The sequence below is a fragment of the Pseudomonas avellanae BPIC 631 genome (assembly GCF_000444135.1).
In the GTDB taxonomy this organism is placed as follows: Bacteria; Pseudomonadota; Gammaproteobacteria; order Pseudomonadales; family Pseudomonadaceae; genus Aquipseudomonas; species Aquipseudomonas avellanae.
On sequence record NZ_ATDK01000230.1, the window covers coordinates 39,889 to 56,685 of the forward strand.

Here is a 16,797-nt window from a genome sequence, read left to right on the forward strand (position 1 = left end):
AGGGTGGGATCCGGCGGCGTGTAGTTTTACTACAAAACGACGACGATTTCAGCCCTCCGAGTATCGGACCCAGTAGTAAAACTACAGAGAAGCGACTCAATCGCTCCTGTTGTCTTGTAACTTAAAACGTTACTGTTGATCGCTATTGAATATCTTGCAGGTAAAAAGCGGATTTTTATGCTTCTAATTTGATTTTTCCAGCAATTTATAACCTTTGTTCGACAAGCGGTGCTGGCAGACGTATCTCGCCGTCATGACGAGCGGCCGTTTGCACGCCGATCAAGGATAGACCATGAGCCTACCTTCACTGGCCGATTTTCCGGCTATTTTGCTGCCGTTGATTACCCGTGCCCGGCAAACCTGGCGCGCCGCCCTGACTGAATCGTCCGCCGACGCGCTGGCGTCTTTCGAGGCCTGGCCCGAGGCACGCCGCACGGCATTTGACCGGGTGTGTGCGGCCAGCGACTTTGTTGCCGAGCAAATCTGCCGCGATCCGCAGATGTTCCTGCAACTGGCCGGTTCGGGCGAGCTGGAACGTAGCTTTTCTGTCGGCGAGTTGCGCGCACAAATTGCCGATGCGCTGTCGAGCGCCGTCACCGAGGACGAACTGGGGCGTAATCTACGTCGGCAGCGCGCACGCCAGCAAGTGCGAATCATCTGGCGCGATCTGACCCGTCAGGCAGATTTGATCGAAACCTGCCGCGATCTTTCCGAAATGGCCGATGCCTCGATCGACCTTGCCTACCAATGGCTCTATCCGCGCCATTGTCAGCAGTTCGGTACGCCGACCGGTCGCCATTCCGGCCTGCCGCAACAGATGGTCATTCTCGGCATGGGCAAACTCGGCGCGGTCGAGCTGAACCTTTCGTCGGACATCGACCTTATTTTCGCCTACCCGGAAGGCGGCGAGACGGTCGGCACCAAGCGCCCGCTGGACAATCAGGAATTTTTCATTCGCCTGGGCCAGCGGCTGATCAAGGCGCTGGACCCGGTGACGGTCGACGGTTTTGTGTTCCGTGTTGACATGCGCCTGCGGCCTTACGGTTCATCCGGGGCGCTGGTGCTCAGCTTCAATGCGCTGGAGCAGTATTACCAGGATCAGGGCCGCGACTGGGAACGCTACGCGATGATCAAGGCGCGAGTGGTCGGCGGCGATCTGGCGGCGGGTGCCGAATTGCTCGAGATGCTCCGACCGTTTGTGTATCGCCGTTACCTGGATTTCTCTGCCATCGAAGCGCTGCGCACCATGAAGCAGCTGATTCAGCAGGAAGTGAAGCGCAAGGGGATGGCGGAAAACATCAAGCTCGGTGCCGGCGGAATTCGCGAAGTCGAGTTCATCGCCCAGGCGTTCCAGTTGATCCACGGTGGCCGCGACCTGAGCCTGCAACAGCGTCCGCTGTTCAACGTGCTGAAAACCCTCGAAGGGCAGGGTTATCTGCCCTCGGCGGTGACCGAAGAGCTGCGCGAAGGCTACGAATTTCTACGCTACACCGAGCACGCCATTCAGGCGATTGCCGACCGCCAGACGCAAATGCTGCCTGACCACGAACAGGATCAGGCGCGCATCGCCCTGATCATGGGCTTTGCCGACTGGGCCAGCTTTCACGAACGCCTCATGTACTGGCGCAGCCGGGTGTCCTGGCATTTCCGTCAGGTCATCGCCGATCCCGATTCTGATCCGGACGACGAGCTGCAGGACGACAGTGAAGTGGTTGTGGGTGGCGAGTGGCTGCCCTTGTGGGAAGAGTCCCAGGATGAAGACGCAGCGGGTCGTCAGCTGTTGCAGGCAGGTTTCGTCGATACCGGCAAGGCACTGAAAAGTCTGGCCAACCTGCGCAGCAGCCCGAATTTGCGCTCGATGCAGCGTCTGAGTCGCGAGCGTCTGGATGCCTTCATTCCCCGGCTGCTGGCGCAGGCGGTGGAGCATGAAAAGCCCGATCTGGTGCTGGAACGGGTGTTGCCGTTGGTGGAGGCCGTTGCCCGGCGTTCGGCGTATCTGGTGCTGCTCACTGAAAACCCCGATGCGCTGCGCCAGTTGCTGACCCTGTGCGCCGCCAGCCCATGGATCGCCGAACAGATCGCGCTTCCCGCTACTGCTTGATGAGCTGCTCAATGAAGGCCGCCTGTTCAATCCGCCGTTGGCACCGGAACTGGCGGCTGAGCTGCGTGAGCGGCTGGTGCGTATTCCTGAGGACGACCTCGAGCAGCAAATGGAGGCCCTGCGCCACTTCAAGCTGGCGCACAGCCTGCGGGTGGCGGCTTCCGAGATATCCGGCAGCCTGCCATTGATGAAAGTCAGTGACTACCTGACCTGGCTGGCCGAAGCGATTCTGGATCAGGTGCTGGCCCTGGCCTGGCGCTACAGCGTGGCCCGTCACGGCACGCCTTTCCGGCCCGACGGCACATTATGCGATCCGGGTTTTGTGATTGTCGGTTACGGCAAGGTCGGCGGTATCGAGCTGGGTCATGGCTCTGATCTGGACCTGGTGTTCATTCATGACGGAGATTTGCAGGCCGAGACCGACGGCGCCAAACCTATCGACAGTGCGCAGTTTTTCACCCGGCTGGGGCAGCGGGTGATCCATTTACTGACCACACAGACCAACTCCGGTCAGTTGTATGACGTCGATATGCGCCTGCGCCCGTCCGGTGCATCCGGGCTGCTGGTCAGCTCGTTGGGTGCCTTTGCCCGCTATCAGGCCAATGAAGCCTGGACCTGGGAGCATCAGGCGCTGGTTCGCGCGCGCGTGCTGACCGGCAGTCGTGATGTGGGTGAGCAGTTCGAGAAAGTCCGGGCCGATGTGCTGGGTCGCGAACGTGATCTGGGCACGCTGCGCGCCGAAGTCAGCGAGATGCGCGCGAAGATGCGTGACAACCTCGGCACCCGGCTGACAGCGGCGGGCAGGGCGGCCAATGCCTTCGAGGCGTCGGTGCCATTCGACCTCAAGCAGGACGCCGGTGGTATCGTCGATATCGAATTTATGGTGCAATACGCCGCCTTGGCGTGGTCCAGAGAGCATCCCGCGCTGTTGCAATACACCGATAACATCCGGATTCTCGAAGGGCTCGAAGAAGCCGGACTGTTGCCTGATGTGGAGGCCAGCCTGTTGCGTGAAGCCTACAAGGCGTATCGCTCGGCGGCGCACCGTCAGGCCTTGCAGAAGCAGGCCGGGGTGGTCAGCGGTGATCAGTTTCATGCCCAGCGGCGTGAGGTGATGCGGATCTGGGCGCAAATGGGATTGAGCTGAGCCGCAAGGCCGCGCCGTATTCCGCTGCGCCGCTATATAAAGCTATGACAGGGAGGCGACAGGTTGTGTGGGAATGTCACGCAGCCTGCTCGGCCTCCCTGATCGTTTCTGGTCGTTTTTGGATGAGACATGAAAATTCTGATCGTTGGGCCTAGCTGGGTCGGTGACATGGTGATGGCGCAAACGCTGTTCCAGTGCCTGAAACAGCGTCATCCCGAGTGCGAAATCGACGTGTTGGCCCCTGAATGGAGCCGTCCGATACTGGAGCGCATGCCAGAGGTTCGCGCTGCGCTCAGTTTTCCGCTTGGTCACGGTGCGCTTGAACTGGCGACCCGTCGGCGCATTGGCAAGTCCCTCGCTGGCCAGTACGACCAGGCCATTCTGCTGCCCAACTCGCTGAAATCCGCGCTGGTGCCGTTTTTCGCCGGTATCCCGAAACGCACCGGCTGGCGCGGTGAATTCCGTTACGGCCTGCTCAATGACGTGCGTACCCTCGACAAACAGCGCTACCCGCTGATGATCGAGCGTTTCATGGCGCTGGCCTTCGACAAGGGCGCCGAGCTGCCACGTCCTTACCCTCAGCCCAGCCTGCGCATCGACCCCACCACGCGCGACGCGGCCTTGAGCAAGTTCGGCCTGACCCTCGACCGTCCGGTGCTGGCGCTGTGCCCTGGCGCCGAGTTCGGCGAGTCCAAGCGCTGGCCGGCAGAGCACTACGCGCAAGTGGCCGAAGCCAGCATTCGTGAAGGCTGGCAGGTCTGGCTGTTCGGTTCGAAAAAGGATCATCCGGTCGGCGAGAGCATCCGTCAGGAGCTGATTCCCGGCCTGCGCGAAGAATCCGTCAACCTCAGTGGCGACACCTCGCTGGCCGAAGCCATCGACCTGCTGTCGTGTGCCGACGCCGTGGTGTCCAACGATTCGGGCCTGATGCATGTGGCCGCAGCGCTGAACCGCCCGCTGGTGGCGGTCTACGGTTCCACATCGCCAGGCTTCACGCCGCCGCTGGCCGACGAAGTCGAAGTGGTCCGTCTGGGTCTGGAATGCAGCCCCTGTTTTGAACGCACTTGCCGTTTCGGCCATTACAACTGCATGCGTCTGCTTGAACCGGACGCCGTGATTCAGGCACTGACCCGCCTGAGCAGCACTCCGGTCGAGGTCGCCTGATTTTGCGGGTACTGCTGATCAAGACGTCTTCGTTGGGTGATGTGATCCATGCCTTGCCGGCGCTGACCGATGCGGCCCGGGCGTTGCCCGGCATCCGCTTTGACTGGGTGGTAGAGGAAGGTTTCGCCGAGATTCCCGCCTGGCATCCGGCAGTCGACATGGTCATTCCGGTCGCGATCCGCCGCTGGCGCAAAAACCTCTGGCAAACGTTCAGGTCCGGCGAATGGCGGCGCTTCAAGGCGCGTGTTCGCGAGCAGCGTTACGATCTGGTGATCGACGCCCAAGGCCTGCTCAAGAGCGCCTGGCTGACGCGCTACGTTGATGCGCCGGTGGCCGGTCTGGACCGCGACTCGGCACGCGAGCCGGTGGCCAGTCGCTTTTATGACCGCGCCTTGGCGGTGGCACGCGGGCAGCATGCCGTCGAACGGCTGCGTCAGTTGTTCGCCCAGGCGCTGGGCTATCCGCTGCCGTCCGGCATGGGCGATTACGGACTCAAGCCACTGGCGGCGCTGGATAACACCTTACAGGCACCGTTCGTGCTGTTTTTGCACGGTACAACCTGGGACACCAAGCATTGGCCCGAGCTTTACTGGCGGCAACTGGCCGAATTGATGGCCGCACGTGGCTTGCATGTGCAGTTGCCGTGGGGCAATCCGACCGAAAAAGCGCGTGCCGAACGCATCGCCGAAGGTCTGGAGAACGCCCATGTGCTGCCGAAACTGAACCTGGCGGGTGTCGCGCGGGTACTGGCCAGTGCTCAGGCCTGCATAGCGGTCGATACCGGCATCGGGCACCTGGCCGCAGCGCTGGACGTACCGACCATTTCCCTGTTCGGCCCGACCAATCCGGGCCTGACCGGGGCTTATGGCAAGTCGCAGGTGCATCTGGCCAGCGACTATCCGGGCTGCACGCCTTGCCTGCAAAAGAAATGCACCTACCAACCGAGCGCCGATGATCAGCGCCGGTTCGACCTTAAGCGCGAGTGGCCGTTATGCTTCACTCGCTTGAATCCCGAGCGAGTAGCGAGCCAACTGGGCGCGCTGTTGCTGGCAAAGGAACCTGGCTGATGCAACTGGCTTTTGTACTCTACAAATACTTTCCATTTGGCGGCCTGCAACGCGATTTCATGCGCATTGCGCTGGAATGTCAGCAGCGCGGCCATCAAATTCGCGTCTACACGCTGATCTGGGAAGGCGACGTACCGCCCGGTTTTGAAGTGCTGGTGGCGCCGGTCAAGGCGTTCTTCAATCACCGACGCAACGAAAAGCTCACTGCGTGGATGGAAGCGGACCTGGCGGTACGCCCGGTGGACCGTCTGATCGGTTTCAACAAGATGCCGGGGCTGGACGTGTATTACGCCGCTGACGGTTGTTTCGAGGACAAGGCGCAGAACCTGCGCAGCCCGCTGTACCGCAAGTGGGGCCGTTATCGCCATTTCGCCGATTACGAGCGCGCCGTGTTCGCCAGGGACTCGAAAACCCAGGTCTTGATGATCTCCGAAGTGCAGCAGCCGCTGTTCATCAAGCATTACGACACCCCGTTGTCGCGTTTCCACCTGCTGCCACCGGGCATTTCCCAGGACCGTCGCGCACCGCCAGACGCTGCGGCCATTCGCGCAGATTTTCGCAGGGAATTCGGTCTCGCCGACAATGACCGTTTATTGGTGCAGATCGGCTCCGGTTTCAAGACCAAGGGCGTGGATCGCAGCCTGAAAGCACTCGCGGCTTTGCCGGCAAACATGAAGAAACACACTCGCTTGTTTGTAATCGGCCAGGACGACCCCAAAGTATTCCAGTTGCAGAGCGCTGCGCTGGGGTTGGGCGATCAGGTGACGTTCATGAAAGGGCGCAGCGATATTCCGCGTTTCCTGCTCGGTGCCGACCTGCTGATTCACCCGGCCTACAACGAAAATACCGGCACGGTGTTGCTCGAAGCGCTTGTGGCCGGGCTGCCGGTAGTGGTCAGCGCAGTGTGCGGTTACGCCCATTACATTGCCGAGGCCGATTGCGGGCGGGTTCTGGATGAGCCGTTCGATCAGGCGCAGCTCAATCGCTATTTGACCGACATGCTTCAGGATGATGCTGCGCGCAGCGCCTGGAGTCGCAACGGTCTGGCCTTTGCTGACACAGCAGACCTTTACAGCATGCCGCAACACGCTGCGGATGTGATTCTGGCGGAGCACTATTGATGAAGTTGTTCCTTGCTGAACCGTTCAAGAGCCTGTGGGCCGGGCGCGATGCATTCGCCGAGGTCGAGGGCCTGAGTGGTGAGGTCTACCGCGAGCTGGAAGGACGTCGCACGCTGCGCACCGAAGTTGACGGGCGTGGCTACTTCGTCAAGATCCACCGCGGCATTGGCTGGGGCGAGATCGCCAAGAACCTGGCAACCGCCAAGTTGCCGGTGCTGGGGGCGGGCAAGGAATGGGACGCCATTGAGCGTTTGCACGAGGTCGGTGTGCCGACCATGACGGCTGTGGCGTATGGCGAGCGTGGCAGCAACCCCGCCGCGCAGCACTCGTTTATCGTCACCGAAGAGTTGGCACCGACCACCAGCCTGGAAGACGTCAGCCTCAACTGGCGTACCGAGCCACCCGAGCCGCGCCTGAAAAGGGCGTTCATTGCCGAAGTCGCCAGACTGGTCGGGATGATGCACCGGGCGGGCGTCAATCATCGCGATTGTTACATCTGCCACTTTCTGTTGCACACCGAAAAACCAGTGACCGCTGACGATTTCAGGCTGTCGGTTATCGATCTGCACCGTGCTCAGACCCGTCGGGCGATCACGCCACGCTGGCGCAACAAGGACCTTGCGGCGCTGTACTTCTCGGCGCTGGACATCGGCCTGACCCGTCGCGACAAACTGCGTTTTCTCAAGGATTATTTCCAGAAGCCTTTGCGCGAAATACTGCTCAAGGAAGCCGCGCTGCTGACCTGGCTGGATAAAAAAGCCGACAAGTTGTATCAGCGTAAAGTGCGCTACGGGGATGCGCTCTGATGGCGGGTTGGAACCTTGAGCCCGAGTACACTTCTCTGGCCCGGGACTTCGGAAGCCTGGACGCCGTGTTCGCCTTGCAAGGCCAGCAGTTGACCCGTGATCCGCTTTCCGATGTCATCCGTGTCGAGCGCGCCGGCGTCTACTATTTCGTCAAACGCTACGTGGGCGCGGGCAAAGGCCTGCGTCGTTACATGGGCAAGCCCAGGGTCAAGTCCGAGTGGCAGAACCTCAAACGCTTCGCCAAATGGGGCATTCCCACGGCTGAAGTGGTGGCCTGGGGGCTGGAGCGCAACGGCGCAGCGTACGATCGCGGCGCACTGATCACGCGTGGCTTGCCGAACACCGAAGACTTGTCGGCGCTGGCGCAACGCAAGGACCCGCGATTGGCTGATCGCCAGTGGGTCGATGGCATCAGCCGTCAGTTGGCGGCTTATACCCGGATCATGCACGACAACCATTTCACACATAACGATTTGAAATGGCGCAATCTGCTGGTCGATAACGAAGGCAGGCTGTTTTTCATCGATTGCCCCAACGGCGCATTCTGGTGGAGCTTCATGCTGCGCTACCGGATCACCAAGGATCTGGCGTGCCTGGACAAGGTTGCCAAGTATCACCTGTCGGCTACCCAGCGCCTGCGCTTCTACCTGCAGTACCGTCAGCGAGCGCGTTTGAACGCCGCCGACAAAAAACGAATTCGACACATCGTCAGCTTTTTCGAGGGCCGTGAATGAGCGTTTTTATTGCCAGTGCCGATCAGCCTTTGCTGATGCGTCACGACCTGGCTGATTTTGAATCGCTTTGGAACATCCGGCTCGATGCAGTCGATGAGCCCAACACCGGTCGCGGTGGCTGGAGCAGTGTGTTTCGCCTTGATCTGGACGGCCAGGGTTTCTACCTCAAGCGCCAGAGCAATTACCTGACGCACACGTTGCACCACCCGTTTGGCGAGCCTTCGTTTTCGCGTGAGTTTCGTAATATCAGCCGCTACCGCAAACTGGGTATTCCGGCGCTGCAAGCGGTGTTTTACGGCGAGCGCAAGGTCGATGGCGAGCGCCGTGCAATCCTGATGACCCGCGCGCTGGATGGCTGGACCGATCTTGATGAGCTGTTGCAGCAATGGGGCGCATTGGGTTCGGAGCAGCGTTCGGGGATACTTCAGGCCTGTGGTCTGCTTGCACGCACGCTGCATGGCGCGGGGCAGGTGCACGGCTGCTTCTACCCCAAGCATATTTTTCTTCAGGCAGTCGGCGCGGGCTATCAGGCGCAACTGATCGATCTTGAGAAAACCCGCCCGGTGATCTTCGGCAAGCGTGACTTGGCCAGGGATCTGGAGCCGCTGCTGCGGCGTGCCCAGGTTTGGAATGACGCCGAGCGGCGCGAGCTGTTGGCGGCTTACCTGCAAGCCACGCCCGACAGCCTGCTGGTCGATGCCTGGAGCGAGCGTCTGGGCAGGCGCGCCGCTCACAAACGTGACCTTCAACACCGATGATTTCAACACCGACGATAAAGAGACCCGTTGATGCGTTTGTCTGAACTCAAGAACGCGGGGCGCACCCCCGAGTTGCCGATGAGCCTGACGCTGGCCGATGCGGCCGGCCCGGCCGAGTTGCAATTGCTGACCCTGCTGCGCGTGTTGCCGGGGCAGCGCTATGTGGGTGCCGGTGTGTGGCGAGGCAGAACCGTGCTGGCAAAACTGCTGGTCGGCGACAAGGCCGCCCGGCACTTTCAGCGTGAACTGGCAGGGGTGCGTTTGCTTGCCGAACAAGGCCTGACCACACCGCTGTTGCTGGCCGACGGCTTGCAGGAAGGCGAAGGTGGCTGGCTGTTGTTCGAGTTTCTGGAGCAGGCGTCCAGTCTGGGCGATGCCTGGACCGAGGTTCAGGAACTGCCGCCTCTGGCCGACGAGCAGCAAGCGGTACTCGGCGAGGCGCTGACTGCCATCGCTCAGCAGCACGCCAAAGGCTTGTGGCAGGAAGATCTGCATCTGGATAATTTGCTGCGTCATAAGGGGCAGCTGTACCTGATTGATGGTGCGGGCATTCGCGCCGAGCAGGCCGGCAAGCCGTTGTCGCGGCAAAAGGTGCTGGAAAACCTTGGGGTATTCTTTGCTCAACTGCCCAAGGCTTTTGAGCCATTCACGGAAGAGCTGCTGGTGCATTATTTGCTGAGCAACGGCGAACATGGCTTGCCGATGGAAGCGCTGCAACGGCAGATCGACAAGGTTCGCAGCTGGCGGCTCAAGGATTTTCTCGGCAAGACCGTGCGCGATTGCAGCCTGTTCAGCGTCGAGGACACCGCATCGGTGTTTCGCGCTATTCGCCGCAACGAAGAAGTGACCATGCTGCCGGTGCTTGAGCAGGCTGACGCCTTGCTCGACAAAGGGCACTTGTACAAGACCGGTGGCGCGGCAAGCGTGGGGCGGGTCGAGGCCAGCGGTCGCACGCTGGTCATCAAACGTTACAACATCAAGAATTTCAGTCACTGGCTCAAGCGCTTCTGGCGTCCGAGTCGCGCCTGGCATTCGTGGCGCGAAGGCAATCGCCTGATGTTTCTCGGCATTGCCACGCCCAAACCGCTGGCGGTCCAGGAGCAGCGCTTTCTCGGGTTGCGTAGCAAAGCCTGGCTGGTCACCGAGTTTATCGACGGGCCGGACATCATCGAGCGCTTCGCGCCCTATGTCGAAAGCGGTGATGCCCCCGAGGTCGAGTTGCTGGCGCTGGACAAACTGTTCGCACAGCTTATTCAGGCGCGCATCAGCCATGGCGACTTCAAAGGGCACAACCTGTTCTGGCACACCGACCGCTGGGCGATGATCGACCTGGATGCCATGCAGCAGCAAAGTTCGCAATCGTCCTTTGCAGCAGCCTACGCGCGTGACCGGGCGCGGTTCATGCGTAACTGGCCGGTGGAGAGTGCGCTGCACCAGAGGCTGGAGCAGCGCTTGCCGAAGATCGGGTCAGCCTGAGGCTGAGTCTGCGCGTCAGCCCACCCGCGTCAGGTTCATCTCCTCCAGCGCCGCTACCAGCGCGTCTATGTTCTCAAAAGGTTGGAGGTGGATGTGCGGCCAGCGCACGCGCTCCAGGTACAGCTTGCCTTCGGCATTGACCAATATGGGCGTGCGGTGAATCAAGGTGTCGCGAGCACGGTGGACAATGGTCTGCAGGCTGCCCTCGGTTTGCTCCACCAGAAACATTCCTGGTCTGTCCAGTCGCTGTTCGAGGGTAGCAGGCTGGGGCGGCCGAATGGCATCCTTCGCGCGCGGTATTTCTATCTCAACTCGATAATCGCCTTTGATGTGTACGTCGGTCGTCGAGATGCTTCCTGATAAAAGTTCTCCCGGGTCGTGCATCACACCCTTCGACTGCCCCGGTGCCACATCGACAACCCGCAGACCAATTCCGCCTTCCAGCTCGGCGATACCCGGCACCACGCCCTGGTAGCCATTGGAATGGCTGTTGCCAACCAGTGCGATCCACTTGTGTGAGCCCATGACGTCCTGATGCCTGCGCAGGGTGCGCGATGCAAAGTAGTTCATCATTTGCTGGCGGGCGATTGAACCATCGTTGTCAAGGCCATTAAGGTGGTAGCTGGCTGCGCAGTCGATGGCCCGGACTTCCACGCCGTGCTGCCGCGCTTTGATGACCAGTTGCTCGAAGGTATAGACCTTGTCCGGGTCGGTGTGATGACCCCGGTCTAGAACTTTCAGGTCGTGAAGCAGGGTTTTGCTCATCTGGCCGGTTTCAAAAAAACGATCCAGATCCGCCTGATGCAGGTCGGTCAGCAGGTGTTCCATGTACAGCGTGCGCACGTTTTGCTGCGACAGCAACGGCAGGTTGTCGATGATCATTTTTTTGCTGGCGACCGAAAAGTGCGACTCGCCGATAACGATGCCATCGGTGTAGCGGTATAGCGTTTCAAGCAGCTCCGCCGTATTTGCCCGAGGATTGACCGCAGGCAGGGTCGGGCGTGGCGGCAGTTGTGTGGCGCTGATCATAGCCGCATCCTGTTGCAGCTTCTTGCGGCGCAGGGCAAATGCACTGCGAACCGTTTCGAATGTGTCATCTTCAAAAAAATACTCCATATCGAAGCCCTTTTTTTCAAAGTTCGCCAGCGTATGGAGCGTGTTTCGGGTATCCAGCGGCATGTCGTAGGTCGCGTCCGCGAGCGATTGCTGGATAGCCGTGGCCGGGCTGTCCGCACTCCAGTCATCGGGGTCCACACGCAGCCAGGCATCGTTTTCATTACGGACAAACCCGTACTGGCCTGCCCAGCGCTCGCCGTCGTCGAGGGTGGATCTACCCCCTAGCGCCCTCAGCAACATGTTATCCACCGGCGTGGCGGGGGGCAGCAGGGTTGCGGGTAATGCCGGGTCGGCAAACGCGATGGTGAAGTCGCAATGCGTCGTTGTGTTTTGAAGCGGCGCGCCGGTACCTTCGCTTACGCGGGTCGGGCGTCCTGCCGGGATACCCTGAACGTGCACGCTGACTACCCCTTGCATCTCGGCGATGCCGGGCACCTGATCATGCGCCGTGGCAAGTTTCTGGTCGAGCAGGGCGACCCAGCGTTTTGAAGAGCCGGGTACGATGTCGTGGCTGATGAGCCTGTGCCCGAAGAAGTTGCTCATTTTGCTGGCCGCTGCCGGATCATCAACGGCGGTCAGCACTGGATGGTCGAGAAACGGGTAGCTGATCGACGAACTGAACGGGCGCACTTCGATCCCGTGACGGTGGGCCTCCTTGATCAGGTGGTAGTAGTCGTATTCGGTGCTCGAGTTGTTCAAGGCACCGCGATTGACCTCATGCAGGTAGTCCTTAAGCTCATGAGAGCCAGAGCGACTCTTTTTTCCCAGTTGGCGATATCTGGCCAGTTTGCGCAGGTGCTTGTCGGTCAGCAGGTGCTCGATGTACAGAACCTCGACACGCTGCTCTGCCAGCAAGGGCATGTTGAGCAGGAGCAGACGCTTACTGGCCACCGACTTGGGGGCCTCGCTGAAAACCAGCCCGTTGCTGTGCGTGAAGATGTGCTCGATCAGTGTATCGACGCTACCGGGCAGGGCATAAGCGGGCAGTGTCGGCTTGGGCGGCGGAGAGAATCGGGTAAAAAATGCCTGGGCATCCTGGTAGAGTTTTTCCCGAAACGTTGTAAAGGTCTGGCGTACTTCCGTGAAATAGGTCTCGAAATAGACTTCCAGACCTGCGCCAGTCGGGTCAAAGGCTTCCTTGCTGATGACGATGTCCAGATGCGCGCGCATGGTGCTTGGCATCTCATAGTCAATCAACGTGTCGAGCGAGCTTCCGGCTGCCTCCTCATGCAGTGGCCGGTAGGCCCCCGGACCGTCCAGCCCGCCGCCGCGCAAGCGCCGATCGACGACCAGCCACTGGCCCTGTTCATCCAGGCGAACCGGCTGTTTGCCGAAGAACGAGAATGGATTGGCCGGATCGATGATCTGCCAGCAGCGCAGGTGCGCATCGTATTGAACCTGAAAGGTGTGGTCTGACAGCCTGATGTAATGTTTGCCGCTGAGTGGGTACACGCCTTTCGCGTGGCCGTCGGTAATACGCGTCACGTTATCCAGCGAAACGTCGACTGCCAGATCGGTGCGCAACCCTGAAGGGACGCGCGGTACGGCGGTGGGCGGCGGCAGGAGCGGCTGCCAGGCACCAGCGGCCTCTCGCAGGGCGAACTGACCGGTTGCCAGCGGGGGCGCAGAGGCGACGTGGGGTGCATGGAAAACCGCGGCGTGACCATGAGCGTTGGGCTTGCTGATCAGGAATACCTGCTCCTGCAGTTCCACCGGGTACAGATCCTCGTAACGCGGCAGTGAGGACTGGCGCTGGAACGAGCGCAGGGCCGGTGTTGATTGATGGCTGTGCTCAAGCTGATGCAATACGCCGCCGAAGCCTTTCAGGCCGACCAGCAGGTCGCTGCCAGCCCCTATTCCATTGAACAGTGCGGACAGCATGTACGCCGTAGCGCGTCCGTGTTCACCTTCGGTCAGGGCCTCGATTGCGCGCCCACTTTCATGCAACGACAGCAGGCTGCCGACAGCAAAGCTTGCCGGCGGGAACGGTAGCGTCAGCGCGGTAGCAATGATCTCGACGCTGACCCAGATCAACTGGTTCAACATGTCATTGCGCCCGGTGGTGGTTTCTTCCACGTCACGCAATCTGCGTTCGAGCGGCCTGTTGAAACAGGTGTCTGCGAAGTCTGACATGAATGCCTTGGGAATGACCGGAGGCTTGTTGGCCTTGCCCTGCTGCATGTCGCGAAGGAAGAACGACAAGGTGCGTCGCGCCTTGATCCGGCAGCGATCCTTGTAGTAATCGATCATGCCGTCGCTATCGAGCGAGCGCACAAAGGCGCTGAACAGGCGAAACTCGATACCGTCAGGCGCCTGCGGCGTGTAGAGCAGCGCGGCATGGCGAATCTGTGTCGGCAGGATCACCAGGCAGCCCTGCACGGTTTCGACGTGGGTGAGTAGCGGGCTGGGGATGAGCAGTTGATCGGCGCCGTTCAGCCCCGAGGCGATAAGTGGTTTATCCACATGCACCTGCAGGGGGTAGAGGGGGTATCGCTCGCGGGAGGCCGCGTCGTTCAGGTGGGCGTTATCCAGAGATTGTTTCAACCAGACATAGTGCGCTGCTTCGATATGACCTTTCAGGGCGCTGCGCAATGCCGCTGCGTTCATCTGCAGTTGAGTGATCATCACGCTGAACTGGCGACGGTAGGCATAGCCTTCGCTTTCGCTGTTCAGCAGCGTGTTTCTGATCAAGGCAATGTACTCGTCCGCCAGCCACTGACCGCGCACCGAACCTGCGACGACAGCGGATGACAGTGCGCTCAGGTCGATACCTTTCGGGCCGCTGAACGTCGCATTGGTTGCTGCGGAAGTGCGCAAGGGGTCAATGCTGTCGTCATAGCCATTGAGCAGCATGTCGGTGTAGGTCAGTGTTTCGCGCTCGGTGGTGATCACGATCAGGTCGGGGTCTACCGCGCCGACGGGTGTGTTCAGCAGTTTGCCTATTTGCTGGCTGGCACGTTGGTGTACGTAATCCTTGAAGGGCTGAACCTCGGTGTGTGGCTGAGCCTGATAGTTGTCGAGTGCTCCGCCAATGGCTTGCTCAAGAGCCAGTAGTTCGCGGCGCTGGGCGCGACTGGCGCGCAGGTACCAGTCCGGCGTATGTCTGGCCTGTTCGGAAAGCAACACGCTGGTCTGTTCGTCGGTAAAGTGGTGCAAGGCCGAATCGCAGTCCGCATGATCGATAAACTGAATGAAGTTCTTCGAAGGCTGAGGTTTGAGTGCCAGTGCCGTCAGTTGCTCTGCCAGTGTCGCACGGGCATCCACTTCCACCTGATCAAGCAGGTAGTTGACCATTGACGGCGAAGCAGTCCAGCCGACTACTTCTTGCAGCAGTTGGGTTTCAGTGTCGAAGGCTCTGAAATACTTTTGGCCAGGTACATCGGTGGCGACCATGATCAGCCGCTGCGTCCGTCCTTCGGCATCCTGTTTGCGAAACACCAGCAATCTGGCCATCACATTGCGGTCGTTGAGTTTGATCTGTTGTACACGCAATGCAGGACCAGGTGCGCCTGCTGCGGGGCTGGTCAGTGCCGCGACCATGGCGAAGTCACTGGGCTGGATATGCCCCTGCATCTTCGCCGCCCAACCCTGCGCGGTCAGCCGGGTTTGTGCCAGTGCGCGTAGCATTTTCCGGTTGTGCGCCTGCTGACAGGCCTTGCGTTGAAATTCGCCAAACCCTGCGCGCAGGTCGAGTTCATCAATCAGTTCGGCAAGGTAGACCGGGGTCAAAGCTGAGTAGGCGGCATCCAGCGGTTTGCCATCAAGGGTGATAACGGTGTGGTCGAGAAAGTCCGAACCTGCGAGCTCGTCACCCGGATGCAGGCCGTAGAGTGCCAGCTCGACCAGCGAGCCTGTCACGCGGTAGGTCTCGTTCCTCGACGGCAGCGTGCGACGAGTGTCGATGGTCAACGCACGCGGGTCCAGATCATGGCCCAGGTTATCGGCGAGGCGGGTGCGTAAACTTGCTTCGGCAAAATGCTCCGGGGACGCAGCGCTGCTCAGTACGCTGAGCATCGCAGCATGTGCCTCATCGTAGTGTTGGAGGTGCCCGGCGTAGGTCTGCAAGTCGGCCTCGCTGGCAATTTTCATCCAGTCCGGCAGGTTTCGATGATGCTGACGTTGCCTGTTGGTCAGTTCGCGCAGCTCGAGCATGGCGGCGGGCCCGAACAGGCCGGGCATGCGGATGGCTTCCTGGATCAGCAACTGACGACTCTGCTGATCCGCTGTGTCTGGCTGTTCGCAGGCGTAGCGGATGTCGTTGCGCTGTTTGTTCAGCAGCCTGTCAAAAGCATGAACGAAGGGGGCCGTTGTAATGGGCTGTAACTGCACGTCCGCTGCCGTGAAGGGCTCGAGGTACAGGTCGGTGTCCTGGCTGATTTCGGTCAGACGGTCCTGATGCTGCCTTTCCAGGTTGTTCAGCAGCGCATCCCTTAACCTCGGCGTGTTGAGCCATTGTGCGAGGGTCGCGAGCATCAGGGCCTGGGTGGCAAAGCCCATGATGCCGAGCCCTGGCAGCATCAGCAGCGTGCGCTCCTTCTCCTGGGATATGGCCAGCACACCGGCCATTTCGATCTGTTCGTCATCATGCAATTGCACGTGCAGTGAAGCGTAGGTGAGCGCCGGGCTTTGCGGCTGCTCGGGCGAGTCCGGCAGGCAGGCCAGGTAGCCGCTCTCCAGGTCACGCTCGTGAATCCTGACGCTGGCTTCATCGCGCAACGCCCTCTGCAAGGCAGGTACAAGCCGGTCACGGCGGCTTTCACCCGCTTCGCCAGGATCTGTCCAGTAATCATCGGTCTGTTGCAGCAGGCTGAAGATTTCCAGCTCCCGTTCGGAAACGTCGGATTCGCCAAGGGCAGTCAACAACGCTTCGCTGGGGCCGGGCTGCATTTGCAGCTCGCTGGCCAGCAGGGTGCGCAGCTCATCGAGCCTTTTCAGGGCGGCCGATGCTGCAGGCCAGGTATCGGCAGGTGTCAGCGGTGTAGGCGTTATAGTCAAAGGGGGCAGTGTTTGTTTCATGACAGGTTTCCCATTGCGCTTGGGGCGCTGAGGTTTGAGCGACGACCTGAAGGCCGGCGACGATGGGCCTCAATTAATCAGAAGCAACGGGCGGCAAGTCGTAGATAGTTATTGGCGTTGATAAAGAGACCTTTCCTACGCCGTCTGGCGGGCACTCCGAGCGACATTTCAGCCCGTCGAGCCAATCCTCGGCCATTACGTTATAATCCCGCCCTTTAGCTGCCCTCAGCCCGCTGTGCGGGGGCACACCTTTTCTCGGGCGCGACGCGCCTGCATGCAGACTAAAGAGGC

General features: G+C 60.4%; 8 protein-coding genes and 1 pseudogene. 8 read left to right on the forward strand and 1 reads right to left on the reverse strand.

Annotated features, from left to right (window positions below):
• Positions 1–292 precede the first annotated feature (292 nt).
• The 8 genes and pseudogenes from glnE to DW49_RS0111505 all read left to right on the forward strand — a co-directional run bounded on the left by glnE (position 293) and on the right by DW49_RS0111505 (position 10,374).
• Positions 293–3,248 (forward strand): annotated as a pseudogene (gene glnE, locus DW49_RS01000000128280) (bifunctional [glutamate--ammonia ligase]-adenylyl-L-tyrosine phosphorylase/[glutamate--ammonia-ligase] adenylyltransferase).
• A gap of 129 nt (positions 3,249–3,377) precedes the next feature.
• Positions 3,378–4,412: a lipopolysaccharide heptosyltransferase II gene (gene waaF / locus DW49_RS0111475; RefSeq protein ID WP_005620953.1), complete on the forward strand. Its 1,035-nt coding sequence runs from the start codon at positions 3,378–3,380 to the stop codon at positions 4,410–4,412.
• Positions 4,413–4,414: 2 nt separating this feature from the next.
• A complete protein-coding gene (gene waaC, locus DW49_RS0111480) occupies positions 4,415–5,479 on the forward strand; it encodes a lipopolysaccharide heptosyltransferase I (RefSeq protein ID WP_005620951.1) in 1,065 nt (354 codons plus the stop codon).
• Positions 5,479–6,600 carry a glycosyltransferase family 4 protein gene (locus DW49_RS0111485; RefSeq protein ID WP_005620949.1) on the forward strand — a complete coding sequence of 374 codons (1,122 nt, stop codon included), beginning with the start codon at positions 5,479–5,481 and terminating at the stop codon, positions 6,598–6,600. The genes waaC and DW49_RS0111485 overlap by 1 nt, the downstream gene beginning before the upstream one ends.
• Positions 6,600–7,406 (forward strand): lipopolysaccharide core heptose(I) kinase RfaP, encoded by an 807-nt coding sequence (gene rfaP, locus DW49_RS0111490; protein WP_005620947.1) that lies wholly within the window; start codon positions 6,600–6,602, stop codon positions 7,404–7,406. Before DW49_RS0111485 ends, rfaP begins: the two co-directional genes overlap by 1 nt.
• Positions 7,406–8,140 (forward strand): lipopolysaccharide kinase InaA family protein, encoded by a 735-nt coding sequence (locus DW49_RS0111495; RefSeq protein WP_005620946.1) that lies wholly within the window; start codon positions 7,406–7,408, stop codon positions 8,138–8,140. Before rfaP ends, DW49_RS0111495 begins: the two co-directional genes overlap by 1 nt.
• Positions 8,137–8,898, forward strand: a complete 762-nt coding sequence (locus tag DW49_RS0111500; RefSeq protein WP_005620944.1) for a lipopolysaccharide kinase InaA family protein — start codon at positions 8,137–8,139, stop codon at positions 8,896–8,898. The genes DW49_RS0111495 and DW49_RS0111500 overlap by 4 nt, the downstream gene beginning before the upstream one ends.
• A 30-nt stretch (positions 8,899–8,928) precedes the next feature.
• A complete protein-coding gene (locus DW49_RS0111505; protein ID WP_005620942.1) occupies positions 8,929–10,374 on the forward strand; it encodes a lipopolysaccharide kinase InaA family protein in 1,446 nt (481 codons plus the stop codon).
• Positions 10,375–10,389: 15 nt separating this feature from the next.
• Here DW49_RS0111505 and DW49_RS0111510 read toward each other — a convergent pair whose 3' ends face one another.
• Positions 10,390–16,506: a membrane-targeted effector domain-containing toxin gene (locus DW49_RS0111510; protein ID WP_024421241.1), complete on the reverse strand. Its 6,117-nt coding sequence runs from the start codon at positions 16,504–16,506 to the stop codon at positions 10,390–10,392.
• Positions 16,507–16,797 lie beyond the last annotated feature (291 nt).